The organism is Myxococcus sp. CA040A (genome assembly GCF_013336725.1).
In the GTDB taxonomy this organism is placed as follows: domain Bacteria; phylum Myxococcota; class Myxococcia; order Myxococcales; family Myxococcaceae; genus Myxococcus; species Myxococcus llanfairpwllgwyngyllgogerychwyrndrobwllllantysiliogogogochensis.
In genome coordinates, this window is sequence record NZ_JABUMR010000002.1 from 198,299 (window position 1) to 215,136 (window position 16,838).

Below are 16,838 nucleotides of genomic sequence, written 5' to 3' on the forward strand. Positions count from 1 at the left end.
GCGGCGAACACCAACGTGACGCTCGTCGCTACCGGTGGCACCTTCTCCAACTACGCCTCCGTGCAGGTCCTCCGCCCGGATGGCAATGCGATTATCAGCCGGACCGCGTACCCCAATGACAACGTCACGTGGGACTTCACCACCACCACGTCAGGCACCCACGTCATCACCGTGGACCCGCTGGCCGCCAACACGGGTCAGCTCACGTTGCGGCTGGTGCAGGAAACCAGTGGCAGTGCCGGGAGCATCGACGGGACGCCGACGACGGTGAGCCTGGGGGTGGGCCAGAACGGGCGCTACACCTTCAGCGGCGACGCGGGAGACAGGCTGGGCCTGGGCGTGGTGAGCATCACCACGGTGCCCGCTTCGCAGTCCGTCACCTTCGAAGTGCGCAAGCCGGACGGGACCCAGCTCGTCAATTGCAGCAGCTACACCGCCCCGGGGAGCTGCAACCTGCCGGTGCTGCCGGTGACAGGGACCTATGCCATCACCGTGAATCCGTCGGGAATGGCGACGGCCTCGGTGGGGCTGCTGCTGTCTCGCACGGTGGAGGACACCCTCGTCGTTGACGGGACGGCCGCGACGTTCAGCACGGCGCGCGTGGGCCAGGACGGTCGCTTCAGCTTCACGGCTGCGGCGAACACCAACGTGACGCTCGTCGCTACCGGTGGCACCTTCTCCAACTACGCCTCCGTGCAGGTCCTCCGCCCGGATGGCAATGCGATTATCAGCCGGACCGCGTACCCCAATGACAACGTCACGTGGGACTTCACCACCACCACGTCAGGCACCCACGTCATCACCGTGGACCCGCTGGCCGCCAACACGGGTCAGCTCACGTTGCGGCTGGTGCAGGAAACCAGTGGCAGTGCCGGGAGCATCGACGGGACGCCGACGACGGTGAGCCTGGGGGTGGGCCAGAACGGGCGCTACACCTTCAGCGGCGACGCGGGAGACAGGCTGGGCCTGGGCGTGGTGAGCATCACCACGGTGCCCGCTTCGCAGTCCGTCACCTTCGAAGTGCGCAAGCCGGACGGGACCCAGCTCGTCAATTGCAGCAGCTACACCGCCCCGGGGAGCTGCAACCTGCCGGTGCTGCCGGTGACAGGGACCTATGCCATCACCGTGAATCCGTCGGGAATGGCGACGGCCTCGGTGGGGCTGCTGCTGTCTCGCACGGTGGAGGACACCCTCGTCGTTGACGGGACGGCCGCGACGTTCAGCACGGCGCGCGTGGGCCAGGACGGTCGCTACACCTTCACGGCCGCGGCGAGTGCCAGCCTGTCGCTCGTCGTCAGTGGCGGCACGTTCGCCACCTACGCCTCTTTGCAGGTCCTCCGTCCCGATGGAGTGGCGGTCGCCTCCCGGACCGCCTATCCCAATCAAAGCTACACGACCAACTTCACCACCACGACGGCGGGCACCTACAGCATCACCGTGGACCCGTTGGCCGCCAATACCGGGCAGGTCACCGTGCGAGTGAAGACCCAGGGTGCGCCTCTCGCGCCGGCCTCGGTGGAGGTGAAGCGATGACACCCGTGCCTCTCCTGCGTCCCAACGGAAAAACAATGTCAGACACAAGACGTGTCCTTGCTCTCGCCTGCCTCATGCTGCTCGGTGTCCTGCCGGCATGCACCGAGGAGGCGCCCTTCGCCACGGTCCCCGTCGACGTGGTGCAACGCCTGACCTCGGACAGGCCCACAGCGCCAGGAGGCCGGAGCACGACGCGACTGGCGGACGGCCGCTGGCTGTTGCTGGGCGACTCGACTCCCTCCTCGGCCGCCGTGTTCCTGACGGAGCCCGATGGCGCAAAGCCGCTGGCCCAGGGCATGGCTCATGCGCGGTCCGGTCACTCGGCGACGATGCTGCCGGATGGCCGGGTGCTCGTCCTCGGTGGTCGAGGCGCTTCCGGACGGCTCGTCCGTGAGTCCGAGTGGTTCTCGGGCGACAGCGCCGCGTTCTCCAAGGCGTCCGAGGTGCACCTGACGGCGCGAGCCCGGCACTCGGCCACCGTGCTGACCGATGGCAGGGTCCTCTTCGCCGGCGGCGAGACGGGGGACGCGCGCGCCAGTGACACGGCGGAGGTGTTCGACCCCCGAACGCTCCAGGTGAAGCGGCTGTCGGCGCGCCTGCAGGTGGCGCGCGTGGGGCACACCGCCGTGCTGCTGGCGGATGGCCGGGTGCTGCTGTCGGGTGGCGATGAGCCCGGCGAGGCGCCCACCGCGGAGCTCTTCGACCCGGAGCGGGGGGAGTTCCTCCGGCTGGACGCCACCGAGAAGGAGCGACTGCCCGCCGTGGAGGCTCCGCTGGAAGTGGCGGGCTCCAGCCCCGCGAACAAGGCCTCGTCGGTGTCCGTGCAGGCCCTGCTCGGGGTGCGCTTGAGCCATCCCGTCACGCAGGTCGATGAGACCGCCCTCACGCTGGCGGGCCCCGTGGGCGAGGTGGAAGGTCGCCTCGGCTTCGCGGAGGACGGGCGACTGCTCTTCTTCCGCCCCACCCAGGCGCTGCTGCCGGCCACGAACTACACGCTCTATGTCCAGGGCGCGAAGGACGCCGACGGTCGGGTGCTGCCGCTTGCCACGGTGAGCTTCACCACCCAGTCGCTGGCCGCTGGACAGGGCAGCCCCGATGTCCGGCTTCCCCGCCCGCGACTCGGACGCCCCCAGGCCCAGGCCCAGGCCGTGGCCCTGCTGCGGCACACGGAGAAGCGGGGCGCGGATGGTCGCTATGACTGGCAGGCGCCGGAGAGGCCCCTCTTCGACGACGGTGAGACCTGGCTGCCCGGTCCGGAGAACCTCACGGGCGACTGGCGCTCACGTGAGCCTCGCGTGACGCCGGCCGAGCCGCTCCAGGCGCCCCCGGGCGTCACCGCGCTCTCCGGTCGCGTGCTCCGCCTCAATGGCAAGCCGCTGGCGAACGTGAACGTGGTGGTGCGTGGCATCGCGACGCGGACGGACGCTCAGGGCCGCTTCCTCGTGCAGGGCCTCAAGCCCGGTGGCCAGACCTTGGAGGTCAATGGCCAGACCGCGAACCATGGAGCCACCCGCTACGGGTTGTTCTTCATGCACATCGAAATCCAGGAGGGCATCACCAATCCCCTGGGCCACACGGTGTGGATGCCTCGGCTGGACCCCCAGGGAACGGTCGCCATCCCCAGCCCCACCACGGAAGAAGTCGTGGTGACGACGCCCGCGATTCCCGGCCTGGAGCTGCGACTGCCTCCGGGCACGGTGGTGCGGGACCGCGCGGGCAACCTGCTCACGGAAATCAACATCACCCCGCTGCCCATCAACCAGGCTCCCTTCCCGCTGCCGAACCTGGAGATGCCGCTGTACTTCACCCTCCAGCCCGGCGACGCGCGCTTCGAAGGGCTCACCCCGGGGTTCAGTGGCGCGAAGCTGTACTACGCCAACTACCGGGGCGAGCTGCCTGGCGCCCAGGCCAACTTCTGGAACTACGACGCCAACGGCAGTGGCTGGTATGCCTATGGATTGGGCAGCGTCAGCGCGGATGGCCGACAGGTGATTCCCGATGAAGGCGTGGCCCTGTATGGCTTCGTCGGCGCGGGCTTCAGCAATCCGGATGCTCCGCCCGCTCCCGTGGGCGGCCCCTGCAATGCCGCGTGCTGTGGAGGTGGTGGCGGTGGTGGCGGTGCTGGCGGAGGAGGCGGCGGTGGTGGTGGCGGTGGTGGTGGTGGTGGTGGTGGTGGTGGCGGCGGAGGCGGTGGTGGCTGTGGAGGAGGGAGCGCGGGGGCGCCCGGGAGCATGACGGGAGGAGACCCCGTGATGCTCTCCTCCGGTCAATTCCTGACGACGGACGTGGACCTGGTCGTCCAGGACATCCTGCCCATCCGAGTGGAGCGCACCTATCGCTCCCTGGACCTCACCAAGCGGCAGTTCGGCGTCGGCATGACCAGCAACTTCGAGCAGTTCCTCTGGCGGTCGACGAGCGCCTTCACCGAGTACGACCTGGTCAACCCCGACGGCACGCGCGTCCGGTATGAGCGCACGTCGCCTGGGACGGACTACCTGAGCGCCGTCTTCGAGACGACGTACCCGGGTGTCTGGTCGGGCTCTCGCATCACGTTCAACAACGGGAACCAGGGGTGGGATCTGGTGTTCCGCGACGGGCGACGCTGGACGTTCAACCACGCCCACCGGCTGTCGGAGGTGGCGGACCGCCACGGCAATGTCCTCTCCATCACCCGGCAGAGTGGCAACTCGGGTCCCATCACCCGCATCAGCGGCCCTTCGGGGCGCTGGGTGGAGTTCACCATCGGCACGACGACCGCCACCAGCGGTCTGGCCACGCAGGCCCGGGACCATGCCGGAAGGACTGTCACGTATGCGTACGACGCCCAGGGGCGGCTGACCCAGGTGACGGACGCCGCGGGCGGCGTGCGCAAGTACACGTACAACACCTCCAACTACGTCGAGACCCTGGTGGACGAAGAGGACCGTCTCATCGTCCAGAACGAGTACGGACTGAAGGGTCGGGTGTCGAAGCAGACGCTGGCGGATGGCAGCACCTACGAGTTCACCTATCAGTTGGGGCTCGTCGTGCAGTGTCTGCCCAACGGAGGGTGCAACGTCCGGGATGGCGACCAGATCGTCCGGACGGACGTGAAGGACCGCTCGGGGCAGACGCGACGCGTGTCGTTCCAGTCGGGATACATCGTCAATGATGTCTATCCGCTGGGCACGCCGGAGGAGCAGGAGACGGCCTTTGAACTGGACGCGGCCAATGGTCGGCTGATGGCTGTCACCGACGCCCTCAACCGACGCACCGAGTACGAGTACGACGCGGTGGGGAACATCACGAAGGTGACGAGCCTGGAGGGGACGCCGCAGGCCGTGTCGATGCAGTACACGTATACCGCCACCCAGCAGCTCGCGTCGGTCCGGGATGAGAACGGGCACCTGTCCGTCTATCAATACGACGCGAGGGACAACCTCTCCCTCATCGAGGACGCCACCGGCCGGACCATGGAATACACGCACGACGCCCTCGGGCGGTTGCAGACGGTGCGTGTCGGGACAGAGCAGCCCACCTCCTTCATCTATGAGGGGGCGGACATCATCTCGGTGACGAACGGCGCCGGGTTGACCACGGAGTTCTCCCACGATGCGCTGGGACGCGTCCTCGCCCGGCGCAGCCCGGGTGGGCACGTGGACCACTACGAGTACGACGCGCGGGACAGGCTCACCCGTCACATCGACGCCAGCGGTCATGTCGTCGAGTTCGCCTATGACGACACGGGCAATGTCGTCTCCAGCACGGACGCCCGCGGCGAGCTGACGAGCTACGTCTACAACTCCCTGGGGCTGCTCTCGGAGCGCATGGACCCCCTGGGGCGGACGGAGACGTACACGTACGACCTCGCCGGTCGCTTGAAGAGCTTCAAGGACCGCAAGGGGCAGGTGAGTGGTTGGACCTATGACTCCACCGGTGAGGTCGAGCTGTCGGGGTTTGGAGCCACGACGTCCTCGCCGACGGCCTACGCCAACAGCATCACCTCCGACTACGACCTGGCGGGACGACTGGTCCACCTGGACGACAGCCTGGGGCAGGACATCACCCTGACGTACGACGGGTTGGACCGAGTCACCCAGGAGGTGTCCTCGACTGGCACTGTCGACTACACCTTCGACGCGACGGGACGGATGACGGGCCTGACGGCCTCGGGTCAGTCGCCCGTGGTCTATGCCTATGACGACAGCGGTCGGCTGACCTCCATCGTCCAGTCGGGTCGCACCGTGTCGTTCACCTACGATGCGGCCGGTCGTCGCCTCTCCACCGTCCTTCCCAACGGCGTGTCCCAGCACTACGCCTATGACGCCGAGGGACGGCTGAGTGGGATTGACTACAAGCTGGGCTCCGTCCTGGTGGGCGACCTGGACTATGGCTACGACGGTGATGGCAACCGCGTCTCCGTGGGCGGGACGTTCGCGCGCACGGGTCTGCCGGCCGCGGTCTCCGGCGCCGTCTATGACGCCGCGAGCCAGTTGACGACCTGGAACAGCCACACGCGGACCTACGACGCCAATGGCAACCTGGTGTCGGACGGTACGCGGACCTATGCGTGGGACGCGCGCGACCAGCTGGCGAGCATCAGCGATGTCACGGGTGTGCTCGCGCAGTTCTCGTATGACCCGATGGGGCGCCGCTCGAGCAAGAGCGTGTCGGGCATCGTGGAGGACTACCTCTACAGCGAGGAGAACTTCATCCAGGTCCAGGGCCCGTCGGAGACGACCGATATCCTGGTGGGGCTCGGGTTGGATGAGGTGTACAGCCAGACCACCTCCTCCGGCTCGAAGGACTTCCTGTCGGAAATCCTGGGGTCGACGGTGGCGCTGGTCGATGGGACCGGGGCGCTGAGCGCGACGTATACGTATGAGCCCTACGGTGCCACGACCTCCACGGGGCTCACGAGCGGCAACCGACAGACGTTCACGGGGCGCGAGGACGACGGCACCGGGCTGCTCTATTTCCGGGCCCGCTACTATGACCCGGCGACCACCCGGTTCCTCCAGGAGGAGCCGTTCGCTCAGGACCCGGAGATGCTGCTGGCGTATGCACGGCTGGGGCAGGGACTGCCGCCCTACGCGTATGCGTCCAACAACCCGCTGACCTACCGCGACCCGACCGGAGAAAACCCGGTGGCGGGGGCCATCGCGGGCGCCGCCGTGGGAGGGCCCGTGGGTGCGCTCGTGGGCGCCGCGGTGGGAACGGCCGCCGTGGGCATCCTCGCCTACTGCGCGACGCATCCGGGGGCCTGCCCCAGCATTCCCTGGCCGGGGAGTACGGTGGACGAGCCGGTGACCACCGCGACTCCGCCCAATGTCTGCCCGATGTCCGCCGAGCATACGAAGGGCAAGCGGCCCTCGACCTGGGATAAGCACACGAAGAAGCGTCCTGGCGGCAAGGAGAAGAAGGACGACAAGTGGCCCCACAAGGGCAAGAACGGGAAGAAGAAGAAGAAATGAACGGCAAGCGCCTTGCGACACCTGGACCGCGTGGCCTCGCGAAGGCCGCGAAGCGACGCATCAGCAAGCGGATCGACCAGCTCATCTCCGCCGAGAAGTGGGTGGAGCTGGAGGGGGTCATCTCCAAGGCGCTCGTCGCGGCGCCTGATGACCATTGGTTGCACGTCAGGAGGGCGGATGCCTGGTACGAGCAGCGTCGATATCGAAAGGCCGCGACGCTCTATCGGAAGGTGCTGGAGCTGATGCCTGGCTGCCCGCTGGGACGTTGGGGGCTGGCGAGCGCGGAGTTGGCGCTCGGGGCCCACCCGGAAGCCCGAAAGCTCTTCCAATCGCTGGCGAGGGAGAAGCCGGAGGTGATGGGTACCCGGGTGTGCGGAGAAGGCGTCCGGTGGGCTCGGGGCGTGGTCGCCGATGCGAACTTCCGGCTCGGGCAGCTGGCCGAGCGGGAGGGTTCGAAGGTCGTGGCCCGGCGCCGATATCGGACGTATCTGCGAACGATGGAGCGCCCCGCGCTCTCCATCGAGAGTCGAAAGGGCGCACAGGAAAGACTGAGCGCCTTGGGTGTCAGGGGCCAAGGCAGGTAGCCCGCTTCCGCGGGTGGACTGGCTGGATGTCACGGTCCCTGGGGCCCCACGCGGAAGTCGCGTGGGGCCCCACTCTTTTCCCCACCATGGGTCGTCAGGCGCGAAAGACGGGCCCGACGCGCGCCGACCTCAGGGCGTGCAGATCTCCCCCGTCACGCGGGTGACAATCCTGTTGCCGTTGTCGAGCAGGAGGCCGCTCACGAAGAGGTAGCCCGTCGCGCCGGCGAACTTCCCCGTTCCCTCGAGGATTTCGTGATGCGCCGTCACGTAGCCGGCGTTCGTGACGCCCGTCTCACGGGCGACGAGGGTCCCCTTTTCGAGCGTGTAGTGGAAGAAGCCGGCGTAGCTGAGCCACCCCGGAGCGGTGGTCAGCGCGAGACGTGCCTCCTGTGCCTTGAAGTGGGTGACACCGCGCAGGCCGTGGTTCCCGTCCACCTCTCCGAGGAAGCATCGGGTCGCCCCGTTGAGGCACCCTTCCGTGGCCGGGTGTTCGATCAAATCCGCATGCACCTTGTGGCAGTGCTCCGCCCAGACGGCGGGCGCGAATGCGACGACGCTCACCGCGACCATCGACGAAACCACCTTCACGACTTCTGCGTAGCTCATGGGGACTCTCTCTCCAGTCGTTGAATGCTCACTGCTGCCTCGGCACGCCCCGGATGAGGGTGCGCCCCGGAAGATGCCTTCCGTGCGCGACAGGCACCTCGGCTTTGCTGTGAGCTGGCGGAAAGGTGAGGCGAAGCGGCCTGACGTGGGTCCGAGCCGGAGGGGCCACTCCTGCCGCGCGTGTGCGAGGACCGATGCTCACCGCCGTGTGAGGCATCTTTCAGGGTGGGAATGCGGATGCACTAGGGTTGCGTCGCCTGTTTCAGTTCGCGTGTCGGGGCTCCCATGACGATGCCATTCCCTGCTGTCGCGGTTTCCCGCTGGCGTGCGATGGCGCTGACGGGCGGTGTGTGGACGCTCGTGGGGTGTGTGGCAGTGGCGGGGGGCGTTGGTGGCGCCCTCTCCACGGGCCGGCCCTTGCCGAGCACCTTCTTCTTCCTCAGCAACATCCTGGGAATGTGGCTGTGGGCGCTCTACACGCCGCTCATCTTTCGTTTGTGCGAGCGCTACCCGCTCGACGGTCCGCGATGGCGCCGAGGCGTGGGCGTGCATGTGGCGCTGTTCCTGGTCCTGTGGGGGCTCGAGTTCGTCGTCGGCTGGGTGCTGGAGAGGTTCGTCGAGCACCCGCAGCGCCCGCTGTTGCAGTACTTCTTCGGCGCGCTGGCCTACTGCTTCTTCTGTTACCTGGGCGTGCTCGCCGTGGGCCACGCGCTGCGCTTCCACCGGCTCTATCTGGAGCGCACGGTGCGGGCCTCCGAGCTGGAGTCGCAGCTCCTGCGCTCCCAGTTGTTGGCCTTGCAGATGCAATTGCGCCCCCACTTCCTCTTCAATGCGCTGCACACCGTGTCCGGGCTTGTGCGGAACGACGACAAGGCAGGGGCGCTCCGGGTGGTCGCGAGTCTGGCGGACCTGCTGCGGGCGGTGTTGCGGAGCGATGCGAATCAGCAGGTTCCCCTTCAACAGGAGGTCGACCTGGTCGAGCGCTACCTCGGAATCGAACAGGTGCGCTTCCAGGACCGGCTTCGCACCGACTTCCATGTGGACCCGGACGTGCTCGGGGCGCTCGTTCCTCAGTTGTTGCTCCAGCCGCTCGTGGAGAACGCCGTGCGCCATGGCACGTGCGCACGAGAGGGTGAGGGGAGGGTGTCGGTCCACATCCGCCGTGAGGCGGAGATGTTGTGCCTCTCGGTGCGGGACTCTGGGGCGGGAGATGCTCCCGAGGGTGCGCGGCAGGACCGCCCGTCCGCCGAGTCCGGAGGCGTGGGCCTTGCCAATACCCGCGCGCGCCTGCGCCATCTGTATGGAGCGCGGCACAGGTTGTTGCTCAGTCGAACCCCGGATGGAGGAACGTTGGCGGAGGTGGCCATCCCCTTCCTGGTGCAGGAGGCGGTTCAATGAGCGCGCTCATGCAGCGGGAGCGCCTCCGCACGCTCGTGGTGGATGATGAGCCCCTTGCCCGCCAGAGCCTCCGCTCGCTGCTCGCGGGAGACGCGGGCATGGAGGTGGTGGGGGAGTGCGCGACGGGGCGCGAGGCAATCAAGGTGCTCCGGCAGGGGCCCGTGGATGTGCTCTTCCTGGACATCCAGATGCCAGGCGCGGACGGGTTCGAGGTGTTGCGGGCCGTGGGGCCGGGAGCCGCGGGGGCCGTGGTGTTCGTCACGGCCTTCGACACCTATGCGCTCCAGGCCTTCGACGTCGGGGCGGTCCACTACCTGCTCAAGCCCTTTGATGACGCGCGGTTCGCCAGTGTCCTTGCTCGTGCGAAGGAGCGCGTTCGGGGGCTCCGGGTGCAGGGCATGGCGCGCCAGCTCGGTGAGCTGTACGCGGCCGAGGAGCCTGTTCCCGCCGCGCGTCCTGTCGCCTCACCGACCTATCTCGAGCGGCTGGCGGTGAAGGAGGCGGGGAGGGTGCTGCTGGTTCCCGTCGAGCAGATCGACTGGGTCGAAGCGGAAGACTGTTATGTCCAGGTGCACGTGGGCAGTCGGTCGCACCTGCTACGCCAGTCGCTGCGTGAGCTGGAAGCGCAACTCGACCCGCGCCGCTTCCTGCGCATCCATCGCTCGACGCTCGTCAATCTGGAGCGTGTCCGGGAGCTTCAGCCGCTCTTCCATGGCGAGTACTGGGTGCAACTGCACGATGGTCGCCGCCTCAAGCTGAGCCGCAGCTTTCGAGACCGGCTCGACCAGGTGCTCTCGGGACGGTGACGCGAGCGGTTCGTCCACCCGCTGGCGCCGCGCCACACGTCGTCACGTACTCACCGCGCCTCAAGTCGCCCGTGCGCACCGCGCTGGAACAGCCAGGCGGACCCGAGGAACATCGCGATGAAGCCGGCGTTGAGCGTCAGGAGTTCGACAGGAGGGCTCCATGGCATCCCCCAGCCGGCGAGCACCGCGACCCCGGCGATGACCGCCTGTGTGAAGGCCATCGCGACCAGCGTGCGGGCCATGCCGGCCGCGCGCAGGCGCACGACGAAGGCGCCAGCAAGGCCGACGAGCAGCACCCCTCCGTAGACCAGGTTGGTGCGGTCGCCGTCCGCTCCGATGATGCCGACGCCGAGGCTCAGCCAGATCAGGATGAGCGAGGCGAAGAGCGCGAGGCCAATAGCGGCCCGATAGGCGGTGCTGGGGGGCGCGGTTCGCATGGACGTGTCTCCGTTGTCGATGACCGAAAAGGTCAGCCCCAAGGTGGCACGCCCCCGCGAGGCCCACCGGCCCGTCGGGCCCAGCGGTCGAAAACCGGCTGCCAGGGGTCGCGGGGCGGCCCGCCGTGCCGCTGGGGCCTGGCGCTCGCGTCCGCACAAGCCCCCCGAGGGTGATGCGCGCGAATACCCAGCGGGGGCAGCACGCCCGCCCCACCTGGGAAGGCGCGTCGCCAGGGGAGCGCCTTGACACGGCCCCGTCCCCGCCAGGAGGGCAATTGCGCTGTCGCGCCAGTCGCCTCTTTCCGGTCGCACGCCGGTGGGCTCACGCCGTGCAATCGCCCGCTCCCGCCGTGGTTCATCCACGCAAGGGGGGAAGATGCATCCGGGGGGGAGACAGGAGCGAGGGAGCGGGGAGGCGGGACGACTGGCGCCGCGCATCGGCACCATCGCGCGGGCCGCGTTGAGGGGCGGATGGAGCCTCCGGCTGCTCGTGCTCGCGGCGCCCGTGCTCCTGCTCGCCTGCATGGGGGAGCGTCAGGTCTCGGTCCAGTTCACCGCCCAGGTGCGCGGCGAGCCCCTGCGCTGCGATGCGAGCTACGAGAAGGTCGGTGCCTCGGGGACCAGCCTCCAGTTGCTGGACTTCAAGGCGTACGTCCATGACGTCGCGTTGGTGCGCAAGAACGGGGACCGTTTCCCCCTGGTGTTGGCTCAGGATGGGCGCTGGCAGCGCAAGACGATCGCCCTGCTCGACTTCGAGGACGGCACCGGCAACTGCAACACGGGTAGCCCGGAGCTCCGCACCGAGGTGGTCGGCGTCGTGCCTGACTTCGACGACTACACCGGCGTGGAGTTCACGCTGGGGGTTCCTCGCGAGCTCAACCACAGGAATGTGGAGTGGGCCGACCCACCGCTGAACGACCCCAGCATGTGGTGGAGCTGGACGTACGGCTACAGGTACCTCCGGCTCGACGTGCGCTCGGGTGGCAACAGGGCCTATGTCTTCCACGTCCGCGCCGACGGCTGCACCGGGACGCCGGACATCGGCGTCGACTGCAGCGCGGAGAATCAGAGCACCATCCTCCTCACGGGCTTCGTGCCAGGGCGCAGCCGGGTCGTCTTCGACGTGGCCGCGCTCTTCGCGCACACGGACTTCGAGAGCTCCGGGGACGGGCTGACGGACCCTGTCCCAGGGTGCTTCTCCAGCGCCGGGGACCCGGAGTGTGCCGCGCTGCTCCCGCAGGTCGGGCTCGGCCGCGGACCCAGGGTGCTCGGCGGCACGGACGCCTTCATCCGTGTGGAATAGGTCCGGCGAGGCTCGCCTGGACCGGACTGTTCGCCGACTTGCAAGGGAGTGATGAGACATGGCGCGACGATTGGGATGGAGAGCCGTGGAAGGTGCCTTGCTCCTCGTACTGCTCACGCACTGCGGGACTGAGAAGGAGCCGTCGCACGAACTCGACTCGGCGCAGGTGCTGAACATCGCCTGCGGGCGCGAGGATGCGAACCCGGTGCAGCAGAAGGGCTGCGAGGGCAGCGCGTGCGTGGTGCAGGGCCATGTCTTCGGTAAAGAGGTGGCCTACTTGTGGTTGGACGAGGGGGAGCTGGAGCTCGCGGACCTCCTCCTCAAGGACACCTGGTCCGTTCCCCGGTTCGAGCCGGTCCGCCTGCCCCAGCCGCTGACCTGGACGGAGGACCCCTACGGCGAGAAGTTCTGGCGCTACGTCTTCTACGGGTTGCGGCCCACCGCCCATCTCTTGTGGGCCTTCCGGGAGACGGGAGACGGGCGCTACCGCGACAAGCTCATGGACATCTTCAGGAGCTTCGCCGCGAACAAGAAGAACTCCGTCTTCAGCGAGGACAAGCACGGCACGGCCTACCGGGCCATGGTGCTCGTCAACTCGTACTGGAAGCTCAAGCACGCGGACGCCCTCTCCTGGCAGGACACGACGCTGCTCGAATGGCTCATCATCGAGGATGCGCGCTTCCTGGAGGACCCGAAGCATTTCGAGGCGGGCTTCAACCACGGGTTCGCCGAAGCGGCGGCGTTGCTGCTCATCGCGGAGAACTTCCCGCACTTCAAGGATGCGCCGCGCTGGCGCGAGCTGGCGCTGGAGCGCTACGACGATCTGCTCACGGATATCATCGGCTCGGACGGCTTCATCATCGAGAACTCCGCCTACTACCAGTTCTACGTCTTCACCCAGGTGTATCAGCTCTCGCAGTGGGCCCAGACGTACGGCCTGGAGATGTCTCCTCTCGTCAGGGAAGTGCTGGAGCGGATGGCCCGCTTCGCCTCCTACGTGGTGCAGCCCGACGGGCGCATCCCCATGCTCGGGGCGAGCCAGCGGCTGCTGGTGCGCAAGCACCAACCGGTGTTGCTCGCGCGGATGGGCGCGGCCTTCCCCGAACTGGGCCACATGCTGACGGCGGGCATGTGTGGCACCGCGCCCACCGAGCGCCTCGCCTTCTTCGCGAGCTCCGGCGTGGCAGTGCTCCGCTCCTCGTTCGACACCGCCCTGGACTACCAGGCACAGACGCACCTGGTGTTCGACACGGGGCCCTACCGCACGGACCACAGCCACCTGGACGCCCTCAACGTGGTCCTCTACTCGGCCGGACGCACGCTGCTGACGGACTCCGGGATGTTCACCGAGGAGCCGGGAGAGGAGGAGGCCTACTTCCGCAGCACCCGCGCCCACAACACCGTGACGGTGGACGGATTGGACCAGCGCGACGGGCACGCCAGCCCCAGCCTCACCGCACAGGGGGGGCAGTGGCTCTACCAGTCAGGCTTCCACGCGTTGTACGAAGGGGTGCGTCACTGGCGCGCGGTCATGCTGCTGGAGAAGGACGTCGTCCTGGTGGTGGACCGGCTCCTGTCGGAGGACTCGCACCGCTTCGAGCAGCGCTGGCAGTTCCAGCCGGACCTCACCGTCGCCACGCAGGGCGTCTCCGCCTTCGTCACCGACCCGAAGGGCAAGCGCGTCCTCCAGGTCACCCAGGCCCTGCCAGACGGCCTGTCCGTCTCCACCGTGCGCGGGGCCACCAGGCCGTATGACGGCTGGTACTCGGAGGACTACGAGGTGCGCAAGGCGTCGACGGTGCTCATCTACCCGCGCGAAGGCACGCAGGCGCACTACGCGACCCTCTTCACGAGTGGACTGAACGCCCTGTCGCCGGCCTATGTCTCAGCCGTGCCGCTGCAGGAGGGGGTCGACGTACACGCCTGTGCCGCGGGTCGTGGCTATCGTATCCGGGTGCAGCGGCCCGCCGAAGCGGACGAGGCCGTCACGGTCACCGCCGCACCCGAGTCCTGTGCGCGGGAGAATGCAGGCTCTCCCGGCTCGCCCTGAGCCGTTCGTCCAGGGGTCCACGACAAATGCAGGGGCTCCCTCTGTCTGGCGAGCCCCTGCTTCGTTCAGGACCTTCTGGCGCTCTGCTCAGGGCGCCAGAGGTCCGACGTCCGCGGAGGTGAGCGGACGTCGCGGGCCCGCTCCGCTCACGGTCTGGTCCGCGCCCACGTCCAGCGCGCCGGTGCGCGCCTGTCCATCCATGTCCGTGGTGGGGGGCTGGGTGCCAGTGGAGGGCCGCGCCGCGCCAATCACCGGGCTCGCGGCGGTGGGACGCAGCAGGCCATCCGTCGCGCGCACCAGCTTGGGGTCCGCCCGGACGTAGCCCGCGGACGGGATGTCGCCGGGCGAGGCCGCGCCCCAGAGCACGTTGCCGGTGGCCGTGAAGCCATCCGGAGCCCGCTCGAAGTCCACCAACGCGCCCTGCTCACCGACGAGGAGGTTGTTCTCGACGCGCAGATCCCGGGCCGGAATGGGCCGGCGCGAATCAGAGGCGCCGATGACCAGGTGGGTCGGCCCGTTGCCCACCAGGGTGTTGAAGGCCACGGTCACCCGGTTGGCGACGCTGCAGTCGGTGCCCAGGCCCGTGTCCTCCTCGGTGCAGCCGCTGCTGAGGACGATGGTGCCCTGGGCGCCCGTGCCGGTGCTGCCTTCAATGTAGTTGTTGGTGATGAGGTGGTCGTGGCCGTAGATGCGCAGACCCCCCGCGTTGTTCAGGATGAAGTTGCCATCCACCACGTTCTTGTTGCCGTGGCGCAGCACCAGCGAGCCTTTGTTGTTGCGCAGGGTGTTGCCGCGGAAGACGTTCTCCGAGCTCTTGTTGGAGATGACCTCGGGGTCACCGTTGCACTCCTCGAAGAGGTTGGCCTCCACGACGGTATGCGCGCTGATGGGGCCGCGCTTGCTGTCGCCGATTCGCAGGCACTCGCCTCCCTCGGTGTCGAGGGTCAGCTTCTGGAAGAAGTTGTGATCGATGCGGTCGTTCTGCGACATGCCCGTGCTTCCATTCGGCGCATCGCCATAGACGGCGAGGAAGACGTTGGAGCTCTTCTTGTCGTGGAAGTGGTTGTGGTCGATGCGGTTGTTGGCGCTGCCCGCGCCCTCCAGCCGCATCCAGGTGCTGATGGACGTCGTGTCCTTGATGGCGAACTCGTTCCGGGTGAAGCGGACATGGGTCGAGCCGACGATTCTCAGCGCGACGTCTCCCTCTTCCACCGCATGCGTCAGCTTGAAGCCCCGAAGGATGACGTGGGAGGCACCTTCCACGAGGAAGCTCGACGCGCCGCCGATGCTCGCCCCACCCACGGTCTTCGCGGTGATGACGATGGGATCTTTCTCCGTGCCCTGGACCGACACCTCGATGGGGTCCGCGTTGGTGTAGGCGCCGTCGGCGAGCTCGATGCGGTCCCCCGGGAGGGCGGACGCAATCATGCTCCGCAGCTCGTTGAGGTTGCGTGCGCTGAGCGTCCGCTTGGGGGTGGGCAGGACATCGACCTGCTCGGGCGGAGTGGTTACGGGAGGCTCGGGGTCCGTCGGGTCGGGGATGACAGGCCCGGGGTCGGTCGTGGGAGGGGTGCCGGCGTCAGGCTCGCCGGTGCCAGGGGTAGGGTCAGGATCGCCGGTGCCGGGTGTGGGGTCTGGCTCGCCAGTGCCAGGCGTGGGGTCGGGGTCTCCGGTGCCAGGCGTGGGGTCAGGGGTGCCGTCGCCGGGTACGGAGGGGCTGGTGTCCGGAGAGGGGTCATCCGGAGGGGTTTCCTTTTCCGTTCCTTTACTGCCGCAGCCTGCCGACAGCAGCAGTGAGAAAGTCGTGACAGCGAATGCCAGTCGAAGTTTCCGCAAACGGTGTTGCCTCCAGCAGGCCCAGCGAGAGGCACACCGCCACGCTCGGGAGCAGGCTCCCAGGCGTGGCAGGAGCCACCCTGTTCGGCGGACCCTGCGTCTGTTTGAGTGGAAGGCCCCAACCCTCGCGCCGGCGGGCGAGGACGAGCCTTGCGACAGTCCCCAACGCGCTCAAACGTTCTGAATTCCAACCCCGCACCGTTGACCAACGGGGCGAGTGGGCAAGCCTTCCAGAGCCTGCTCAGGGGGCGGCTTCCTGGCGGGGGCTCAGGTGCCCAGTCGCCGGTACCACGCCTCGGTCCGGGGGATGGCGCCGCCCCCAAGCCGCATCGCCATGGACTGGTCCGCCGCGATGGCGATCCACGGCGCGAGCAGCCGATAGACCTCACGGTACAGCGGCAACATCTCCGCGTGGTCGACGTCGCCTGTCATGGGGGCTGGCCCTGCCTTGACCAGGGCGCCGTGCCGGGCTTCGAACAGCTCGACTTCGGCGGGAAGCTGACTCCGCAGGGCCTTGAGCCCACCGAGCTGCTCCATCGTCCCTGTGAGGTAGTTCTTGCGAGGCGCATCGGGGGCCAGCCAGGTGCCGAGCAGTCCGAGGACCCGCTTCGTGACCGGCTTGTGGGCCTTCATCGTCTCCGTGGCGTGGAAGGTCAGCCGCTCGGGTGGGCACCGGGTCTGGAACAGGTCCCAGGCTGACAGCAGCCCGACGGAGCCGTCGTAGAACGAGCGGCTTGTATACAGGTTGATGCCGAAGACCCACGAGGTCAGCCGGATGCCGTCCTGGATGAGCTCGAGTTCGGAGGGTGGGGGTGCATGCATGGAGTCGGGG

11 protein-coding genes are annotated in these 16,838 nt (G+C 68.1%); 7 read left to right on the forward strand and 4 right to left on the reverse strand.

Going from position 1 to position 16,838, the window contains the following annotated elements; genetic code table 11:
- The 3 genes from HUA75_RS07910 to HUA75_RS07920 all read left to right on the forward strand — a co-directional run.
- A partial coding sequence (locus tag HUA75_RS07910; protein WP_174486001.1) for a pre-peptidase C-terminal domain-containing protein occupies positions 1-1,533 on the forward strand: 1,533 nt, incomplete at its 5' end.
- Between the two features lie 74 nt (positions 1,534-1,607).
- Positions 1,608-6,986: an RHS repeat-associated core domain-containing protein gene (locus tag HUA75_RS07915; protein ID WP_254627456.1), complete on the forward strand. Its 5,379-nt coding sequence runs from the start codon at positions 1,608-1,610 to the stop codon at positions 6,984-6,986.
- A complete protein-coding gene (locus tag HUA75_RS07920) occupies positions 6,983-7,570 on the forward strand; it encodes a M48 family metallopeptidase (protein WP_174486002.1) in 588 nt (195 codons plus the stop codon). Before HUA75_RS07915 ends, HUA75_RS07920 begins: the two co-directional genes overlap by 4 nt.
- Before the next feature lie 129 nt (positions 7,571-7,699).
- Here HUA75_RS07920 and HUA75_RS07925 read toward each other — a convergent pair whose 3' ends face one another.
- The gene (locus HUA75_RS07925) at positions 7,700-8,176 is read right to left on the reverse strand and encodes a hypothetical protein (protein ID WP_141649116.1); all 477 of its coding nucleotides are present in this window, start codon (positions 8,174-8,176) and stop codon (positions 7,700-7,702) included.
- A gap of 285 nt (positions 8,177-8,461) precedes the next feature.
- Between HUA75_RS07925 and HUA75_RS07930 the strand changes: the two genes are divergently transcribed.
- Both HUA75_RS07930 and HUA75_RS07935 read left to right on the forward strand, forming a co-directional pair.
- Positions 8,462-9,574 (forward strand): sensor histidine kinase, encoded by a 1,113-nt coding sequence (locus HUA75_RS07930; protein ID WP_254627457.1) that lies wholly within the window; start codon positions 8,462-8,464, stop codon positions 9,572-9,574.
- A complete protein-coding gene (locus HUA75_RS07935) occupies positions 9,571-10,380 on the forward strand; it encodes a LytTR family DNA-binding domain-containing protein (RefSeq protein ID WP_174486003.1) in 810 nt (269 codons plus the stop codon). The genes HUA75_RS07930 and HUA75_RS07935 overlap by 4 nt, the downstream gene beginning before the upstream one ends.
- Before the next feature lie 50 nt (positions 10,381-10,430).
- Here HUA75_RS07935 and HUA75_RS07940 read toward each other — a convergent pair whose 3' ends face one another.
- Positions 10,431-10,817 (reverse strand): hypothetical protein, encoded by a 387-nt coding sequence (locus tag HUA75_RS07940; RefSeq protein WP_174486004.1) that lies wholly within the window; start codon positions 10,815-10,817, stop codon positions 10,431-10,433.
- A gap of 376 nt (positions 10,818-11,193) precedes the next feature.
- On the opposite strand from HUA75_RS07940, the gene HUA75_RS07945 reads away from it, so the two are divergent.
- Both HUA75_RS07945 and HUA75_RS07950 read left to right on the forward strand, forming a co-directional pair.
- Complete coding sequence (locus tag HUA75_RS07945) at positions 11,194-12,120, forward strand: MbnP family copper-binding protein (RefSeq protein ID WP_174486005.1); 927 nt, start codon at positions 11,194-11,196, stop codon at positions 12,118-12,120.
- Positions 12,121-12,217: 97 nt separating this feature from the next.
- Positions 12,218-14,170 (forward strand): alginate lyase family protein, encoded by a 1,953-nt coding sequence (locus HUA75_RS07950; protein WP_174486006.1) that lies wholly within the window; start codon positions 12,218-12,220, stop codon positions 14,168-14,170.
- An 87-nt stretch (positions 14,171-14,257) separates the two neighbouring features.
- Here the strand turns inward: HUA75_RS07950 and HUA75_RS07955 are convergent, their stop codons facing one another.
- Both HUA75_RS07955 and HUA75_RS07960 read right to left on the reverse strand, forming a co-directional pair.
- Positions 14,258-16,006, reverse strand: a complete 1,749-nt coding sequence (locus tag HUA75_RS07955) for a chondroitinase-B domain-containing protein (protein ID WP_256433115.1) — start codon at positions 16,004-16,006, stop codon at positions 14,258-14,260.
- Positions 16,007-16,273: 267 nt separating this feature from the next.
- Positions 16,274-16,828, reverse strand: a complete 555-nt coding sequence (locus tag HUA75_RS07960) for a type VI immunity family protein (RefSeq protein ID WP_174486007.1) — start codon at positions 16,826-16,828, stop codon at positions 16,274-16,276.
- Positions 16,829-16,838: the final 10 nt, after the last annotated feature.

Bases quoted from the DNA above. Each gene is read 5' to 3' on its own strand.
- HUA75_RS07915 (WP_254627456.1), top strand. From the start codon at position 1,608: ATGCTGCTCGGTGTCCTGCCGGCATGCACCGAGGAGGCGCCCTTCGCC.
- HUA75_RS07920 (WP_174486002.1), top strand. From the start codon at position 6,983: ATGAACGGCAAGCGCCTTGCGACACCTGGACCGCGTGGCCTCGCGAAG.
- HUA75_RS07925 (WP_141649116.1), bottom strand. From the start codon at position 8,176: ATGAGCTACGCAGAAGTCGTGAAGGTGGTTTCGTCGATGGTCGCGGTG.
- HUA75_RS07930 (WP_254627457.1), top strand. From the start codon at position 8,462: ATGACGATGCCATTCCCTGCTGTCGCGGTTTCCCGCTGGCGTGCGATG.
- HUA75_RS07935 (WP_174486003.1), top strand. From the start codon at position 9,571: ATGAGCGCGCTCATGCAGCGGGAGCGCCTCCGCACGCTCGTGGTGGAT.
- HUA75_RS07940 (WP_174486004.1), bottom strand. From the start codon at position 10,817: ATGCGAACCGCGCCCCCCAGCACCGCCTATCGGGCCGCTATTGGCCTC.
- HUA75_RS07945 (WP_174486005.1), top strand. From the start codon at position 11,194: ATGCATCCGGGGGGGAGACAGGAGCGAGGGAGCGGGGAGGCGGGACGA.
- HUA75_RS07960 (WP_174486007.1), bottom strand. From the start codon at position 16,828: ATGCATGCACCCCCACCCTCCGAACTCGAGCTCATCCAGGACGGCATC.